This window comes from Marinobacter suaedae, assembly GCF_030519635.1.
Classification (GTDB): Bacteria; Pseudomonadota; Gammaproteobacteria; order Pseudomonadales; family Oleiphilaceae; genus Marinobacter; species Marinobacter suaedae.
Genome location: NZ_JAUMIS010000001.1, coordinates 1,140,487 through 1,155,078, shown reverse-complemented (window position 1 = coordinate 1,155,078; position 14,592 = coordinate 1,140,487). Strand labels below are relative to the sequence as shown.

The window sequence follows — 14,592 nt, the reverse complement described above, 5'->3', positions numbered from 1 at the left end:
TACAATTGAGGCTCAGGTACACGAATTTGTCGAATTCTAGAGGTGAGCCATGAAAATTGGGGTGCCGAAAGAGATCAAGAATCACGAATACCGGGTGGGCATGACGCCAGCGGCTGTGCATGAACTGGTGGGTCAGGGGCACGAGGTATTCGTCGAGGCAAACGCAGGCAATGCGATTGGCTTTACCGACGAAGACTACCAGCAGGCAGGCGCCTGCCTTCTGGATACCGCGAGAGAGGTGTTTGAGGCGGCGGAACTGATCGTCAAGGTCAAAGAACCGCAAGCTGAAGAACGGGCCCGATTGACTGCCGGTCAGACACTGTTCACCTACCTGCATCTGGCGCCGGACAAGCCCCAAACCGATGACCTGGTGGCTTCCAGGGCAACCTGCATTGCCTATGAAACCGTGACCGACCGTTGGGGGCGGCTGCCCCTGTTGGCCCCTATGTCCGAGGTGGCTGGCCGAATGTCGATCCAGGCGGGTGCCCACTGCCTCGAACGGTCCGTGGGTGGCCGCGGTGTTCTGCTCGGTGGTGTGCCGGGGGTCGAGGCCGCCCATGTCACCATTGTGGGTGGAGGCGTAGTTGGCCAGAACGCCCTGGCGATGGCGGTGGGAATGGGCGCCCAGGTGACAGTACTGGATCGTGATATGGAGGTTCTGCGCAGCCTCGACCACCGCTATGGCAACCGGATCGCGACTCTGTTTTCCACCGCGCATACGCTGGATCAGGCCGTCACCCGATCGGACCTGGTGATAGGCAGTGTGCTGATTCCGGGCGCGTCGGCCCCGAAGTTGATTACTCGGGACATGATCAGTCGGATGCCGGAGGGCAGTGTGCTGGTGGATGTGGCCATCGATCAGGGTGGTTGTGCGGAAACCTCGAAACCGACCACTCATGCAGATCCCACCTATATTGTTGATGGCGTGGTACATTACTGCGTTGCGAATATGCCCGGGGCTGTCGCCAGAACCTCTACCCTGGCTCTGAACAATGTGACCTTGCCGTTTATATCAGCCATTGCCAACAAGGGCGCCGATCAGGCGATGAAAGATGATCCGCATCTGCTCGCCGGTCTGAACGTCTACGATGGCAAGGTCACCTATCGGGAAGTGGCTGAGGCCACCGGGCATTCGTACACCAACCCGGCATCCCTGCTGGGAATATAAGCTGTAATCCACTGGGAGGCATGATGAAGCTGATTGGATCGACCACCTCGCCCTACGTCCGGCGTATTCGAATCCTGCTGGGGGAAGAGCCCCACGAGTTCGTGAATCTGGATATTTATGGTGAAGGCCGGGATGAACTGCGAAAAACCAATCCAACCCTGAAAATTCCGGTGCTGGAGGACGAAGGGCAGGAGATCTATGACTCCCGGATCATTGCCCGGTACATCAGCGCAAAGCAGGGCCGGGATCCGCTGACCTGGGACCAGCAAAATCAGTTGACGCTGATCGATGGTGCCAACGACTCGGCCGTCATTATGCTGCTGTCCGAGCGCTCGGGTATCGACACGGGGCAGGACCTGATGTTCTACAACCTGCAGCGGGAGCGCATCCTGACGACGCTGCGCACCCTCGCCGCCATGGTTGATGATGGGCACTTCGACGACTGGGATTATCCCTCCATGTGCCTGTATTGCCTGGTCGACTGGCTGGATTTCCGCAGCCTCGTGGAGTGGACCGGCATCGAGAGTCTGCTGTCATTCCGGGATCGCCATCAGGACGAGCCCTGGGTAGCCCGTACCGATCCACGCGGCTGATTGTGATCCTGCCGATCGCCCATGGAGCTCCATCGGGCGATCACTTGCCGTGAGGTGAGACAGGCAGCAAATTTTTACCGAATTCCCTTTCGGCTCCTTTGATCTTGTCTATATTTAAATTGAGGGAGGTGGGTTGATCTGAGCAATTTGCCTACCCGTATCTCATAATATTAACAATAGGTCTCTAAAGGGGGTCGTCCATGCTCCTGACTCACGCGTTTGGTTTATTCACCCACCCGGACGAAGAGTGGGCTTCCATTCGAAAAGAACACGAAACTCCTCGCCGACTGTACGTGGCCTACGTGGTTGTTCTCGCAGCCATTGCTCCAATCTGTGCCTACATCTCGACCGCCTTCTTTGGCTGGACGGTCGGAAACGATCGCTTGATCAAGTTGACTCAAATAAGTGCGCTGCAGTTAAGCGTCCTGACCTACATCGCCATGTTGGTCGGTGTGTTTGCCCTCGGTTATGCCGTTAACTGGATGGCCAAAACCTACGGAGCGAGGGAAGAACACGTGCCCTCCTACGGTATCGCGCTGGCGGCCTATTCGTGCACGCCTTTGTTCCTGGCGGGCTTTGCCCTCCTTTATCCGGTGCCCTGGTTCAACGCCATCGTCTTTCTGGCGGCGGCCTGTTACGGGGCGTGGCTCATGTATGACGGCTTGCCGATCGTCATGGGCGTAGAAAAAGACCGCGCGGTCTTCTACGGTGGTGCAATCCTCACCGTGGCTCTGGTGATTCTGGTCACCACACGGGTTGGCTCGGTGATCCTTTGGAACTGGGGTGTTGGCCCGGTGTTCGTTAGCGGGTGACGTGAGGCCGGTCGGGTATCGGGAAGAGCCTGGCCGTGCCGCCGGTTTACCATGATCGTAATCAAAGAGGGGAGCTTGGGAGCTCCCTTTTTCGTGTCAGGGCGCTAAACCCCGGTGATCACCCCAGGGGTGCCCCGGCCCTCTACGGCGGCCAGTTCCGCTGCCGACAGCCACTCGCCGGGAGGCTTGTCCATCACCTGCGCACAGGCCGCCAGAGTGTGCGCCCATGAGCACCGGTTGGTAAACAGCATGCCCGCAGTATCCAGCGTACCGCCGCGATTGAGATAACCAAGCACCCGACTGTGCTTGGTTTTCGGAAACAAACTGTGCAGGTGTCCCCTGAACACTTCCGGTCGCATATGGGTTAGCGCCACGCGCCGAGTGATCTGGGCGGGGAATAGCTGTTCCCGGGCAAAGTCAGGCAGTGTTTGTTCCGCCTCCATGGCGTCTCTGGGCTGGCGGAGTCGTCCGGGTTCCTGAATGTAAACCAGCCGGAATGACGTGCCTGTTTCTCGTAGCCGCTCGCACACCCGAATCGCCTCGGCCAGCTGGTAGGCACCATTGGCCATCAGCAAAAGTGGTTCGCCGCCAGAGGTATCCTCGTCCACCACGATGGCTCCCCGTTCGGACAGCGCCTCAGCCTCATCCCAGGAGAACAAGCACGGGCGTTCCCGCTTGGGGATCACCAGGGTGGAAATCTGCCCGCGCCGACGATAAACGCTGGGTAGCAGGGCCAGGGTGCTGTTGTAATCGGCAGGGAACAGCACGCGGGAGACGTCATTCATCTCGGCCAACAGGCTTTCGCAGAAGGTGGTGTCCTGGTGGGATTGCTCGTTCTTGCCGTTTTCCCAGGTATGGGAGGTGGCAACCACGGGAACGCCGAGCCACTGTGCTGGCCGCCCGATTTCCTTCTGATGGCGTGAGAAGATCAGTTCCTGACGAATGGCGCCGAGCATTTTGACGCAGAAGGCCTCGTAGCTCGCCACCAGATTCAGCCCCGCCTTGTTGGCCAGGCAAGCGGATACCACTGCCTCTTCGTTCAGCGCGGTGATGATCTTGCCGTGAATGGATTCCTGTTCGTTTTCCGGCTCCAGGACCCGATGCTTGAGCGCTGCCAGTACGCCGTTCAACCGGTTACTGGCCAATTCGTCGGGATTACCAACCCGGGCCCGTAGTTCGGGATTGGCGTCGACCAGAGCGCAAAAGAAGTCGTCCACCGCGCTCATGGGGGAGCGTCGGTTTTCGCAGGGAGGCAGGTGTGGATAAGTGGGCTCCTGCGGATTCCGCAAAGCCAGAGGGTGGTCTCGTTCCAGAGGCCGGCATTGCCGGGCGTGCTCGGAAATGCGGGCGATGCTCAGGTTCAGCTCGTCCGGTGCTACCCAGAGCCTGGCTGCGTGCTGGTTGAAGAGTTCCCGAGCGGGTGCGTCCAGGCGCGGGTTGCCGGGCAATGGCAGGTTGTGGGCCGCGTTACTGCCGGCACCGTAGAAGCCAAAGCCCTTGACCGTTTCTGCAATCCCGTAGGGTATGCGCACGGGATAACGGATCTTGCCCTGAAGCGCTTTCTCTCCGCTTGCCTTGAGCGACTGTTCCATTTCAAACAGCGCGCAGACAAAGGCCGCCGGATCCCGGCCGTCGAAGGGGTAGGGATCGAAGCCGCGCGCCGCCAGATGCTCTTCGAAACGTTCAAGGCCGGCTCGGGTTCCGAGTTCCGTGCGCTGCTCAATACGCCGGCCGTTGGCGATCATAATCGGCATCACCAGGCCGCAGTCTTCGGCTCGCCACCAACGCGGTATCCAGTCGCTGCCCCGCTGCTCTTCCGCGGCGCCATCGGACAGAAACGCCACCAGGGATTCCCCCGGCAGTGGCATATGGGCGTATTGAAGTTCGGCGAAGCCCAGATACCCGCCCTCGATAATGCCCCCAGCGGTGTAGGGGGTAACATGACTACCCAGGGGCGTACTGACCGTTCCGTCGGTACACTGCCGGTAGTTGTAGAAATCCCTGGCAAGGCGTGACTGGCCATCCGCTGACCCGTAGCGTTGCGCCTGTTCGGGGTGCAGGTTGCCGGTCAGCACGTTGATTGCTTCTATGGCGGCTACGCAGTGCCCCTGCCCCATTAGCCAACTCCGGGTTTGGCCGGTCAGATTGTTGAGGGCAAGATAAGCGGCGTAGGCCGGGACCATGTTCAGGGCCCCGCCGGTGTGACCCTGGGGCTGGAGTTTGAAATCATGTGGCTTCAGCGGATCGCCGCTCACATCGACCCGGTTGGCATAGGTCATGTGTGCCACCAGCCAGAGTCCCGCACTGGCCAGTCGGTCCAGCGCGGCGAGCTTCTGGTAAACGGTCGTCTCATCGGGCTGCAGGCCCGCTTTGACCAGCCGATGGGCCAGGCTCTGGACACGGCCGCAGGTGGCTTCACTGTGTTCTATGACGCCGTAGCCTTTTTGCCAAAGGTCATAGGCGCACCCGTCAACGGCCTGAGTGGGCTCGGATGCCGGCTGAGGGATGTTATTCTGCATGGTTTCACCTGCCTCCATGGCGTCGAGTCTGGAGGAAATTGTAGGAGTGAGAGGTGCAGGTGTAATTGATTCAAGTCAGTAAGCCGGCGGGGACGACAGAGCGGTCTTGTGTCCGAAAAGGCGTCTGTACGGGTCTGACCGCATTGGCGCTCTATGATGATTATCTTAAACTTGGCGTTTTTTTAAGCAATTGCAGGATTCAGATCTTATGATAGTACGTGGTGGCCTGGCCTTAATGCTCGCCCTGTTCCTGGGTTTCTCCGGACTGGCTGTTGCCAGTCAGAGGTCCGAAGGGCCTAACCTGGCCTCGGTCAATGCCGCTGTGGCCGCCGTCGGGGAAGATTCACTGGTATTTGGCAAAAATGCGAATCGGTCAGTGCCGATCGCGTCTCTGACCAAGGTGATGACGGCACTGGTTGTTCTTGAGTCAGACCAGCCGCTGGATGAGTGGCTGACCTTCAGGAAACGGCATACGCCCCCTGCTGCCAACGCCTATACGCGGATTCGCGTCGACTCCCAGTTGCGTCGTTCCGATGCGTTGCGTATTGCCCTGATGTCGTCGGAGAATTTTGCGGCGTATACCTTGGCCCGCAGTTACCCGGGAGGCTTCGATGCCTTTGTCGCGGCCATGAATGAAAAAGCCAGGTCGCTGGGTATGACCGGAACGCACTTTGTGGACCCAACCGGGCTGTCAGCGGATAACGTGTCGACCGCCGCCGATCTGGTGAAGCTGGTCAATGCCGCCTCCCGGCACCCGGAATTTGAGGAGTATTCAACCACCCGTTACTATCGGGCCAAGTTCCGCAAGCCCCGATACAGCCTGTCGTTCGGTAACACCAACGCGTTGGTTCACCGGGATAGCTGGGGCGTGTCTCTGAGCAAGACCGGTTATCTTGAGGAGGCCGGGCGCTGTCTGGTGATGGTGTCCCGCATGAACGGCGAGCCGGTGGTTACCGTGTTGCTGGACTCCCTGGGTACCCGTTCTCCCATGGGGGATGCCGGACGTATCAAACGTTGGCTGGATACCGGTGATCGTGGCCAGGTGGCTAAGGCTGCCCGTCGCTACGAGCAGGAGAAGAACGCCGCTTATGCCGCTACCGCCAACAATACCGTCAGTGCCAACTAACCCAGACTAAAAGGTCCGTCGCGATGATCCAGATTCTTACTACCGGTGGCACCATCGACAAGGTGTACTTTGACGCCAACTCGGAATTCTCCGTGGGTGACCCTACCGTGCCTGAAATGTTGACCGAGTCCAATATCCACGATGGATACGAGCTCAGGGAACTGTTGCGCAAGGACAGCCTTGAAATGACAGATGAGGATCGGCAAGTCGTCTTTCAGGCGGCCAGCGAGTCCTCCTTTGACCGGATCCTGATTACCCATGGTACGGACACCATGGCGGAAACCGCCTCGGTTCTGTCCACCTTGGAGGGTAAAACCATTGTGCTGTTTGGCGCCATGCAGCCAGCCCGGATGCGCCGTACGGACGCCTTGTTTAACCTTGGGTTTGCCTGGTCGGCGGTCAGTCTTCTGCCACCCGGGGTGTACATTGCGATGAATGGTGAGGTGTTTGAAGCCGGCTCGGTTCGGAAAAACCTGGAAGCGAAGCGCTTCGAGCGGGTCTGAGCTCAACCGACGCTGTCTATTTCAGCCTGGGTCAGCGGGCGGAATTCGCCCGGACCCAGCGCCGGGTCCAGGGCAATTTCGCCAATCCGGATCCGGTGCAGGGCTTCCACATGGTTACCCACCGCTGCCAGCATCCGTTTGACCTGGTGGTACCGTCCTTCCGAAATCGTCAGCTCGATCACCTTCGGTTCCAGGACGGTTACTCCGGCTGGCCGGATCGGCTTCGGTTCATTCCGTAATTCCACGCCGCTTTCAAGGGCGCTGATCGCCGGCTGTTCAATCGGCTCGCTCAGGGTGACTCGGTAGGTTTTCTGGCATTCCACCCGGGGCGAGGTGATCCGGTGTGACCACTGCCCGTCCGTGGTCAGGAGCAATAAGCCCGTGGTGTCGATATCCAGTCGACCGGCAATGTGCAGATCCCGGAGCAATTCCGGCGGAAGCAGGTCCAGCGCCGTGGGGTGTTCGCTGTCACGGGTCGCGCTCACAACCCCTGCGGGCTTATACAACATCAGGTATTGCGCCCCCGGAATGGTGCAGGGCTGGCCATCGAGGGTGACGCTGGCAGTCTCCGAAACCTTGGTGTTGGTTGCCTTGCAAACCTCTCCGTCCACCTGCACCCGGCTGGCATGGATGGCGCGCCGGGCCTCCTTCCGGGATAACGGTGTACTGAGGGCAATGAACTGGTCCAGCCGGGTCATGGTCATGAGCAGGTTTGCTCGGGAGCGGGAATGGACAGGCTGGCCAGGCACAAGGTGGGGGCCTCTCCCGTCAGGCGCGACCAGAGCAGGCTGAGCATTTCCGGCTTGACCGAGGGCCGGGGTGTGCGGGTGCTGATGACCGGGGCCAGCTGCTCACCCCTGCCTTCGGCCAGGATAAACGTAAAGGGATGGGCACCGGGCAGACCGAGGCGGATGTCCGTGGCAGTCACCTGCTGATCCCGGCGCTGATAGGAAAGGAATCCATTCGTGAACCATTCCAGTCTTCGGGTTTCAGGCAGTTCAGCCACACTCTCGGCCAGTGCGGGGTCGCGGGCAAAGTATTCCAGGTTAAGCGGTCGGTCACCATCCAGGAATCCTGTGACGATCTCTACCTGTTCGGTGTCCGTGATGGCGGTTGCCCGCCAGAGGATGGTGTTGAACGGCATGGGTTGCACGAGCAGGCTTGGCTGCTCAAGGCCCGCGTCAGCCAGAGCAGGCGTGACCCGTTCGGTAACGATCTGCTTGGCTGCTACTGTCCAGCCCAGATAGAGCGTGGATAGAAGCAGCCCCATGGTGACGGCCGTGCGCGCTGGTGGCCGTATCAGGAAAAACAGGCAGCCGGCCAGAAGGGGCAGGGTGTAGGCCGGATCAATGATAAAAATACTGCTGATGGCCACCGGTGGTCCAAAGGGCCAGAAAATCTGGGTGCCATAGGTGGTGAAGGAGTCCAGCAGGGGATGGGTAAGCAGGACCAGCCCCGTCAGTGTCAGCCAGCGCCCCAGACTTAGCTGTGGCTTCCAGCGCCACAAGGCCCAGGCTAGGATAATTGCCAGTGGTGCCAGGACAAACAGCGAGTGGCTGAAACCCCGGTGTTGGGTGAAGTTCGCCACGGCCGAGCCGTAATCAATCAGCACATCCATGTCCGGCAAGGTGCCCAGAGCCGCGCCGATGGCCAGGGCCGAGCGGCCAAGCCGCGGGCCGGCTACCGCGCCAGCGATGGATGCGCCCAGGGCAATCTGCGTTACTGAATCCATAGACGGTTACCGCTCTGTGCTCACACCCAGTTCTTGCAGCACCGTATCGCCCGGATAACCGTCAGCCACCATGCCATTGGAGGCTTGGAAGCGACGAATGGCAGACCGGGTTCCCGGACCCATGATGCCATCCGGTTTGCCGCTGTCGAAGCCGCGGGCGTTGAGCGATTCCTGCATCGCCATGATGGAATCCCGGGACAGCGCAGGAAGATCCTCGGGTGGCGGATTCTGCAACTTGCCGGCACCGGCAACCCGATCAGCCAGGTGGCCCACCGAGATGGCGTAGAACTCCGATCGGTTCCAGCCCATGATGACCCGGAAATTCTTGTACGCCAGGAAGGCGGGGCCTTCGTGACCGGATGGAACAACGAGGGCTGCTTTGATCGGGGCATTGGCCAGTGGTTTGCCGAAGGCATCGGTGATGCCCTTGCCACGCCATTCGGAGAGCGGCAGACGGCGCCCGTCGGCCAGCGAGTAGTCAAATTTGTCCGGCAGGATGACTTCCCGGCCCCAGCGATAGTCCGGGTCCCAGCCCATGGACTGGAGAAACTTACCGGCCGACATCATGGCATCCGGGATACTGTTCCAGAGATCACGGCGGCCATCGCCATCGGCATCCACCGCGTGCTCCAGGAACACCGTTGGCATGAATTGGACATGCCCCATGGCTCCGGCCCAGGAGCCTTCCATTTGCTCAACGGGAATGGCGCCTTCATCGATGATGCGCAGCGCGGCGACCAGTTGTCGGGTGAAGAAGGTGCTTCGCCTGGGATCGCAGGCCAGGGTGGTCAGTGAGCTGGGCACTGACATCTTGCCGAAATAGCTGCCGAAGTTGGTTTCCAGGCCCCAGAAGGCTACCAGATAGGGTGCTGGAACCCCGGTCTCCCGGGTAACGCGCTCCAGTAGCTCGCTGTGCTCGAGCAGCAGGGCGCGGCCCTTGCTGACCCTGTCGTCGTTCACGCGCCGGTTCAGGTAATCGGCGAAGGTAGTGGTGAACTCCGGCTGGCGACGATCCAGTTCGATGACCCGGTCCAGGTATTCCACCTGGGCCATGACCTGGCTGGCTGTCTCCCGGCTGACGCCGGACTGGATAGCCTCCTGCTGGAGTTGGGCCTTGCAGGTGTCGAAGCTATTGGCGAGCGGTGGCTGCGGGCTATCGGCGGCTTGTGCCGACAGGGGCAGCGATACCAGCGCCGTGGCTAAGGGCAGGCTGCGGATGAATCGCTGGTACGGAAGAATCCATGTAAAGGGGTTAGGCACGCGAAACCTCTGTCAGGATAGCGGTTGTGGAAGCTCTGGAGCCCATGGTAGCGCGTTTTTCCACGTCGAAAATACCGTTTGGGACTTATCGAGGTGACAATTGTTTAACCTCGGGGTTCCGCCCTGTCCGGGCGCTTGCCAGATGCCTCGGGCGTGCGAGGCGCCTTGCTCGTTTCTCCGGTTGCGAGGTCGGCGATGTTCACTGTTTCAGGCGCTCTGCCCACCAGGCGGTCGGCGGGGAAATGGCAGATAAATTCACTGCCTTCGCCGATGCGGCTGCGGATGTCCAGTTTTCCGTCGTGGTTCAGCAGCACGTGTTTAACGATGGCCAGGCCCAATCCGGTGCCCCCGGTGTCGAGATGTCGGCTGGGGTCGGCTCGGTAGAAGCGCTCTGTCAGCCGGGGGATGTGAATCGGGTCGATACCGATGCCGTTGTCTTTAACGGACAGGTGTCCGCCTTCTGAATCGGCACTCCAGGTGATCGTGATCTTGCCCTTGGCGGGGGTGTACTTGACGGCGTTGAACACCAGGTTGGAGAAGGCACTTCGTAGCTGACCCTCGTCTCCGCGCAGCTTCCGGTGGTCCTTTACCTCCAGGGAGATATCGTGCTCCTGGCTGCCGCTCAGTGCGCGAGCGTCATGAACAATTTTTTCCAGGATCGGCCTTATGTCATTCAGGTGGTCGTCGTAGGCCTGTTCGCCGATTTCAATCCTGGACAACAGGATCAGGTCGGTGATCAGGGCCTCCATGCGTGAGGCTTGGATCGACATGGTGTTTACCGCGCGACGCCACTTGGGGGGAAGATCATCGGCGTTGTCCTCGAGCGTCTCCAGGTATCCGCTGATCACGGTCAGGGGGGTGCGCATTTCGTGGGATACGTTGCTCACAAAGTCCCGGCGCATCTGCTCCAGTTGGTGCAGGCGGGTAACGTCCTTGGCGACGATCATGCGGTCGTTATCGCCGAACAGGCTGATCTGAAAGTTAAGTCGGATATGAGGTCGGGCGGGGGAGTTCAGCTCCAGCGGCTCTTCGTAGTTTCGGGAATCGAAGTAGCGCTTGAAGTCGGGGGACCGAATCAGGTTCTGGATGTATTGGCCCAGATCGGTTTCGGGTCTGAATCCCAGTAGTTGCTGGGCCGCCCCATTCCACCACTCAATCGTGCCCTGGCTGTCGGTCATGACAACGCCGTCGCGCATGGCGTTGGTGGATTCCCGCACACGGTTGATCTGGGTGAGCAGTTTCTCTTCGGTTTTTCGGTTCTTCAGGTGCAGCTTGTGAAGGTTATCGAACAGGTCGCCCCAGAGGCCGACGCTGTGGGGTGGCGTCTTGGACGCGTCGGGATTGAGCAGCCAGTCGTACATCTTACGGGACTGCACCATGGTCCAGCCCAGGTAGCCGAGCAGGCCCAGACACAGTAGTTGAAGGGGGTAGCCGAGCATAAAACCCAGAATCAGACAGCCGGTAAGGGCGCCCAGTAGCTGCCGTAAATGGTGTGACCAGCTGTTCTGCATCAAACACTGCCTTGTATCTATGTGCGAACGACTGCCCCGAAGGCATCCGGCTCAGGCTGACTGTGTGGAAAACCGGTAGCCGGTTCCCCGAACAGTTTGTATGAGGTGATCGTAGTTGTCACCCAGCGCCTTGCGTAGCCGGCGGATGTGAACATCGACGGTGCGTTCCTCAACGTACACGTTTCCGCCCCACACCTGGTCCAGCAGCTGGGACCGGGTATAAACCCTTTCCGGGTGGGTCATAAAAAACTGCAGTAATCGGTATTCCGTTGGCCCGACGCTGAGCGGGCCTTCCTTGGTCGATACCCGGTGCCCGATCGGATCCAGGGTCAGCCCCTCGATTTCGATGGGGGAATCCACGCCCGGTGGGGTGGTCCGTCGCAGCACGGCTTTCAATCGTGCGACCAGCTCCCTTGGGCTGAAGGGTTTAATGATGTAGTCATCTGCTCCCACTTCCAGCCCCTGGATCTTGTTGTCTTCCTCTACCTTGGCGGTGAGCATGACAATGGGGATGTCGGTGGTGGTTTCGTCCTTTTTCAGCCGACGAACCAGTTCCACACCACTGGTTCCGGGCAGCATCCAGTCGAGGAGAATCAAATCCGGGTGTTTGTCGATGACCAGAGCGTGGGCTTCCCTTGCGTCGGCGGCCTCCAGATAATCGTAATCGGCCATTTCCAGGGCCACGGCGATCATTTCCCGAATCGGCGCCTCGTCATCGACGATCAGCACGGTTTTACCAGACATAAACTCAACCTGTGTCAGTCCTTGAATGTTGCCAGACCATTACAGCGCCCAAGTGTGACAAGTATATGACAGGTTTAGTTCAGCAACCGATCAATCGCCAGCCCGACAAAGACCGCCAGTCCGGCCCAGTTGTTGTTCAGGAACGCCTTGAAGCACGCTGCCCTGGAACGATCGCGGGTGATGAGTTGCTGGTAGATGAACAAGGCAGCCATGCCAGTCACGCCGAGGTAATAGAAGAAACCCAGTTCGCCCCGGATTCCGATCATCAGCAGGATGATGACCACCATGGCCTGCAGGGTGGCGATAATGGGGCGGTCTGCCTCGCCAAACAGGATGGCGGTGGATTTGATGCCGACTTTCAGGTCGTCGTCCCGGTCGACCATGGCGTAGAAGGTGTCGTAGGCGACGGTCCATAAAACGTTGGCTGTAAACAGCAGCCAGGTGAGTTGGCTGACTTCATTGGCCTGCGCCGCCCATGCCATGGGAATGGCCCAGGAAAAGGCCGCACCCAGAAACAGCTGGGGCAGGTGGGTGTAGCGCTTCATAAAGGGATAGATGAAGGCCAGCAGCGCACCCCCGAAGGACAGGTAGAGGGTCAGGGTGTTGGTGAACAGCACCACCATCAGGAAGGAAACGAGGCACAGTCCGACGAACAGAGCAACGGCCTCCCAGGATCGGATCCGTCCAGCGGTCAGCGGTCGATCCTTGGTGCGCTCGACGTGCCGGTCCCAGTCCCGGTCCGCGTAATCATTAATGGCACAGCCCGCCGCGCGCATGAAAATCACGCCCAGGGTGAACACGATCAGGTTGCCCACATCCGGCATGCCATCGGCCGCCAGCCAGAGTGCCCAGTACGTCGGCCAGAGCAGCAGCAGGGTGCCGATGGGGCGATCGATACGCAGAAGTTTGGCGTACTCTCCTAGCCGCTGCTGTACGTGTTCGGGCATGACGTTCTGATGCATAGGTTATTGATCCGTTGGGTAATGCGGATGAGTCGACAGTTGCTGCCTGATTATACAGTGGCGGGTCGCTGATGAAAGGTGGGGTCAGCGATACAGAACGGGGAGCAGGTACTCACCCACGAGCAGCTTCCGATCGTCGTGGTGGAACACCGAGCGCCGGGCGATTTCCGGCTGGCCCTGCACGGTCCGTTGGCACAGGCCGGTTTCCAGTGGGCCCCGCTGCCAGTCGGGACTGCTGAACAGGTAGGCGCCAAGCGGGCGGTTGCCCAGGTGTCGGAGTCGTCGCCCCCGACCCTCCAGGCAACTGAGAGGGATGACGGTGCGGGCCAGTACCCAGGGTGTCCCATCGCCACACAAACGCACCTCGCGGATCCATGCCCGTTGCCGAATCGGGATGTTCAGATGTCTGGCTTCTTCGAGGGTGGGTACCGCAAAGCCTTCGTGCTGGACTTCCACGTGGAAAGAATTGGTGCATCGGCTTTGCAGAGCCCGCGTGAACGAGCCCTCGACTTGCAGCCAGTGACGGGCCGGGCCGTGGACGTCCGGATTACGCAGGCCGGCGGCAGCGAGGGAGTCGTACCAGTCGGTCGCAGGAATGCTCAGATCCCATTGAGCACGGTCGGCGGTGGGCAGCTTCTGGGGTGGGTCAAAGTCCTTTGACGGCATAAATTCCCGGCGCGTTGCGCCAATAGCCTTTGTAATCCATACCAAAGCCAAACAGGAAGCGATCCTCGACTTCCAGACCAGTGAAATCGGCCTTCAGGTTGGGCTTTGCCTTGCGGTCGTGTTGTTTGTCGACCAGTACCGCAGTCAGGACTTCCTTCGCTCCGTGGGCGAGGCAGTAATCGGCAATGGCGCACAGGGTTGTGCCCTCATCAAGGATGTCGTCCACGATCAGAATGGTGCGGTCCCGCATGTCCGCTTCCGGGCGAAGCTTCCATTCCAGGATGCCGCCGGTGGTTTCCTGCCGGTACCGCGTCGCGTGAAGGTACTCGGCCTGAACCGGGAACTTCAGCAGCGGCAGCAGTTGCCCGGTCAGAATCAGTCCGCCATTCATCACGCAGAACAGAAGAGGGTCGCTGTCTTTCAGGCGGCCGGTAATCTCATCGGCCATGGATTGAATGGCTACCTGCACTTGCTGTTCATTCACCAGACAGTCAGCTTCGGCCATTACCTGGTTCATTTCGGCGACGGTATCGGTCATAGCGGTCGGATCCAGTCAGAAAACGGTCGATTATACCGGAGTGATTCCGGCGAAGGGAGGGCCTTTGCCCGGGAACCGTGTCTGTATTTATGGCTATTGGCAGAAGTTCTTGCAAGCCGCGGTCTGTGTTGGCATTGGTCAATGTCTGGCGGATGGGTATCATGGCTTCGACGTTCTACACGGGCTGGTTCTGCGTCACGGGCCCGAAATTGAGAATCAAGCTCTTGCGTGCAATATTGTTCGACAATTATGATGGCGCGCGAAGTACATAGGAGAGAACCGATGAAAAAGTGGCAGTGTGTGGTGTGTGGGTTGATTTACGACGAGGCCGAGGGCTGGCCGGAGGACGGTATCGAACCCGGCACCAAGTGGGAAGATGTGCCGGAAGACTGGGTTTGCCCCGACTGCGGTGTCGGTAAAGAAGATTTCGAAATGATTGAAATTGGCTAACCGCCACG

At 59.6% G+C, this 14,592-nt stretch carries 15 protein-coding genes; 6 read left to right on the top strand and 9 right to left on the bottom strand.

All coding sequences use genetic code 11. The annotated features are described in order from the left end of the window. The first annotated feature begins 49 nt into the window (after positions 1-49). The 3 genes from ald (at position 50) to QVZ43_RS05360 (ending at position 2,573) form a co-directional block, all read left to right on the top strand. Complete coding sequence (ald, locus tag QVZ43_RS05370) at positions 50-1,168, top strand: alanine dehydrogenase (RefSeq protein WP_302909146.1); 1,119 nt, start codon at positions 50-52, stop codon at positions 1,166-1,168. Positions 1,169-1,191: 23 nt separating this feature from the next. After that, complete coding sequence (locus tag QVZ43_RS05365; protein WP_223794782.1) at positions 1,192-1,761, top strand: glutathione S-transferase family protein; 570 nt, start codon at positions 1,192-1,194, stop codon at positions 1,759-1,761. 200 nt (positions 1,762-1,961) lie between these two features. Continuing rightward, the gene (locus QVZ43_RS05360) at positions 1,962-2,573 is read left to right on the top strand and encodes a Yip1 family protein (RefSeq protein WP_223794781.1); all 612 of its coding nucleotides are present in this window, start codon (positions 1,962-1,964) and stop codon (positions 2,571-2,573) included. Positions 2,574-2,677: 104 nt separating this feature from the next. Here QVZ43_RS05360 and QVZ43_RS05355 read toward each other — a convergent pair whose 3' ends face one another. After that, positions 2,678-5,092 (bottom strand): phosphoketolase family protein, encoded by a 2,415-nt coding sequence (locus tag QVZ43_RS05355; RefSeq protein ID WP_302909145.1) that lies wholly within the window; start codon positions 5,090-5,092, stop codon positions 2,678-2,680. 208 nt (positions 5,093-5,300) lie between these two features. Between QVZ43_RS05355 and pbpG the strand changes: the two genes are divergently transcribed. Then, the gene (gene pbpG / locus QVZ43_RS05350; protein ID WP_302909144.1) at positions 5,301-6,218 is read left to right on the top strand and encodes a D-alanyl-D-alanine endopeptidase; all 918 of its coding nucleotides are present in this window, start codon (positions 5,301-5,303) and stop codon (positions 6,216-6,218) included. Positions 6,219-6,241: 23 nt separating this feature from the next. Further along, positions 6,242-6,721 carry an asparaginase domain-containing protein gene (locus tag QVZ43_RS05345; protein WP_302909143.1) on the top strand — a complete coding sequence of 160 codons (480 nt, stop codon included), beginning with the start codon at positions 6,242-6,244 and terminating at the stop codon, positions 6,719-6,721. Between the two features lie 2 nt (positions 6,722-6,723). Here QVZ43_RS05345 and QVZ43_RS05340 read toward each other — a convergent pair whose 3' ends face one another. The 8 genes from QVZ43_RS05340 to QVZ43_RS05305 all read right to left on the bottom strand — a co-directional run bounded on the left by QVZ43_RS05340 (position 6,724) and on the right by QVZ43_RS05305 (position 14,134). Then, positions 6,724-7,425, bottom strand: coding sequence for a pseudouridine synthase (locus QVZ43_RS05340; protein ID WP_302909142.1), 702 nt, complete (start codon positions 7,423-7,425; stop codon positions 6,724-6,726). Next, positions 7,422-8,453 carry a metal-dependent hydrolase gene (locus QVZ43_RS05335; protein ID WP_302909141.1) on the bottom strand — a complete coding sequence of 344 codons (1,032 nt, stop codon included), beginning with the start codon at positions 8,451-8,453 and terminating at the stop codon, positions 7,422-7,424. Before QVZ43_RS05335 ends, QVZ43_RS05340 begins: the two co-directional genes overlap by 4 nt. Positions 8,454-8,459: 6 nt before the next feature. Then, the gene (locus QVZ43_RS05330; protein WP_420890903.1) at positions 8,460-9,671 is read right to left on the bottom strand and encodes a lytic murein transglycosylase; all 1,212 of its coding nucleotides are present in this window, start codon (positions 9,669-9,671) and stop codon (positions 8,460-8,462) included. A 146-nt stretch (positions 9,672-9,817) separates the two neighbouring features. Continuing rightward, a complete protein-coding gene (gene phoR, locus QVZ43_RS05325; protein WP_302909140.1) occupies positions 9,818-11,224 on the bottom strand; it encodes a phosphate regulon sensor histidine kinase PhoR in 1,407 nt (468 codons plus the stop codon). 51 nt (positions 11,225-11,275) lie between these two features. Beyond that, entirely contained in the window at positions 11,276-11,968 is a 693-nt protein-coding gene (gene phoB / locus QVZ43_RS05320; protein WP_302909139.1) for a phosphate regulon transcriptional regulator PhoB, read from the bottom strand. Between the two features lie 74 nt (positions 11,969-12,042). Continuing rightward, positions 12,043-12,930: a 4-hydroxybenzoate octaprenyltransferase gene (ubiA, locus tag QVZ43_RS05315; protein WP_302909138.1), complete on the bottom strand. Its 888-nt coding sequence runs from the start codon at positions 12,928-12,930 to the stop codon at positions 12,043-12,045. Positions 12,931-13,014: 84 nt separating this feature from the next. Then, the gene (locus tag QVZ43_RS05310) at positions 13,015-13,596 is read right to left on the bottom strand and encodes a chorismate--pyruvate lyase family protein (RefSeq protein ID WP_302909137.1); all 582 of its coding nucleotides are present in this window, start codon (positions 13,594-13,596) and stop codon (positions 13,015-13,017) included. Next, the gene (locus tag QVZ43_RS05305; RefSeq protein ID WP_223794771.1) at positions 13,577-14,134 is read right to left on the bottom strand and encodes a hypoxanthine-guanine phosphoribosyltransferase; all 558 of its coding nucleotides are present in this window, start codon (positions 14,132-14,134) and stop codon (positions 13,577-13,579) included. Before QVZ43_RS05305 ends, QVZ43_RS05310 begins: the two co-directional genes overlap by 20 nt. Positions 14,135-14,416: 282 nt before the next feature. Between QVZ43_RS05305 and QVZ43_RS05300 the strand changes: the two genes are divergently transcribed. Next, a complete protein-coding gene (locus QVZ43_RS05300) occupies positions 14,417-14,584 on the top strand; it encodes a rubredoxin (RefSeq protein ID WP_008173532.1) in 168 nt (55 codons plus the stop codon). Positions 14,585-14,592 lie beyond the last annotated feature (8 nt).

Bases quoted from the DNA above. Each gene is read 5' to 3' on its own strand.
- pbpG (WP_302909144.1), top strand. From the start codon at position 5,301: ATGATAGTACGTGGTGGCCTGGCCTTAATGCTCGCCCTGTTCCTGGGT.
- phoB (WP_302909139.1), bottom strand. From the start codon at position 11,968: ATGTCTGGTAAAACCGTGCTGATCGTCGATGACGAGGCGCCGATTCGG.
- QVZ43_RS05300 (WP_008173532.1), top strand. From the start codon at position 14,417: ATGAAAAAGTGGCAGTGTGTGGTGTGTGGGTTGATTTACGACGAGGCC.
- QVZ43_RS05305 (WP_223794771.1), bottom strand. From the start codon at position 14,134: ATGACCGATACCGTCGCCGAAATGAACCAGGTAATGGCCGAAGCTGAC.
- QVZ43_RS05310 (WP_302909137.1), bottom strand. From the start codon at position 13,596: ATGCCGTCAAAGGACTTTGACCCACCCCAGAAGCTGCCCACCGCCGAC.
- QVZ43_RS05345 (WP_302909143.1), top strand. From the start codon at position 6,242: ATGATCCAGATTCTTACTACCGGTGGCACCATCGACAAGGTGTACTTT.
- ald (WP_302909146.1), top strand. From the start codon at position 50: ATGAAAATTGGGGTGCCGAAAGAGATCAAGAATCACGAATACCGGGTG.
- QVZ43_RS05365 (WP_223794782.1), top strand. From the start codon at position 1,192: ATGAAGCTGATTGGATCGACCACCTCGCCCTACGTCCGGCGTATTCGA.
- ubiA (WP_302909138.1), bottom strand. From the start codon at position 12,930: ATGCATCAGAACGTCATGCCCGAACACGTACAGCAGCGGCTAGGAGAG.
- QVZ43_RS05340 (WP_302909142.1), bottom strand. From the start codon at position 7,425: ATGACCATGACCCGGCTGGACCAGTTCATTGCCCTCAGTACACCGTTA.
- QVZ43_RS05360 (WP_223794781.1), top strand. From the start codon at position 1,962: ATGCTCCTGACTCACGCGTTTGGTTTATTCACCCACCCGGACGAAGAG.
- QVZ43_RS05335 (WP_302909141.1), bottom strand. From the start codon at position 8,453: ATGGATTCAGTAACGCAGATTGCCCTGGGCGCATCCATCGCTGGCGCG.
- phoR (WP_302909140.1), bottom strand. From the start codon at position 11,224: ATGCAGAACAGCTGGTCACACCATTTACGGCAGCTACTGGGCGCCCTT.
- QVZ43_RS05355 (WP_302909145.1), bottom strand. From the start codon at position 5,092: ATGCAGAATAACATCCCTCAGCCGGCATCCGAGCCCACTCAGGCCGTT.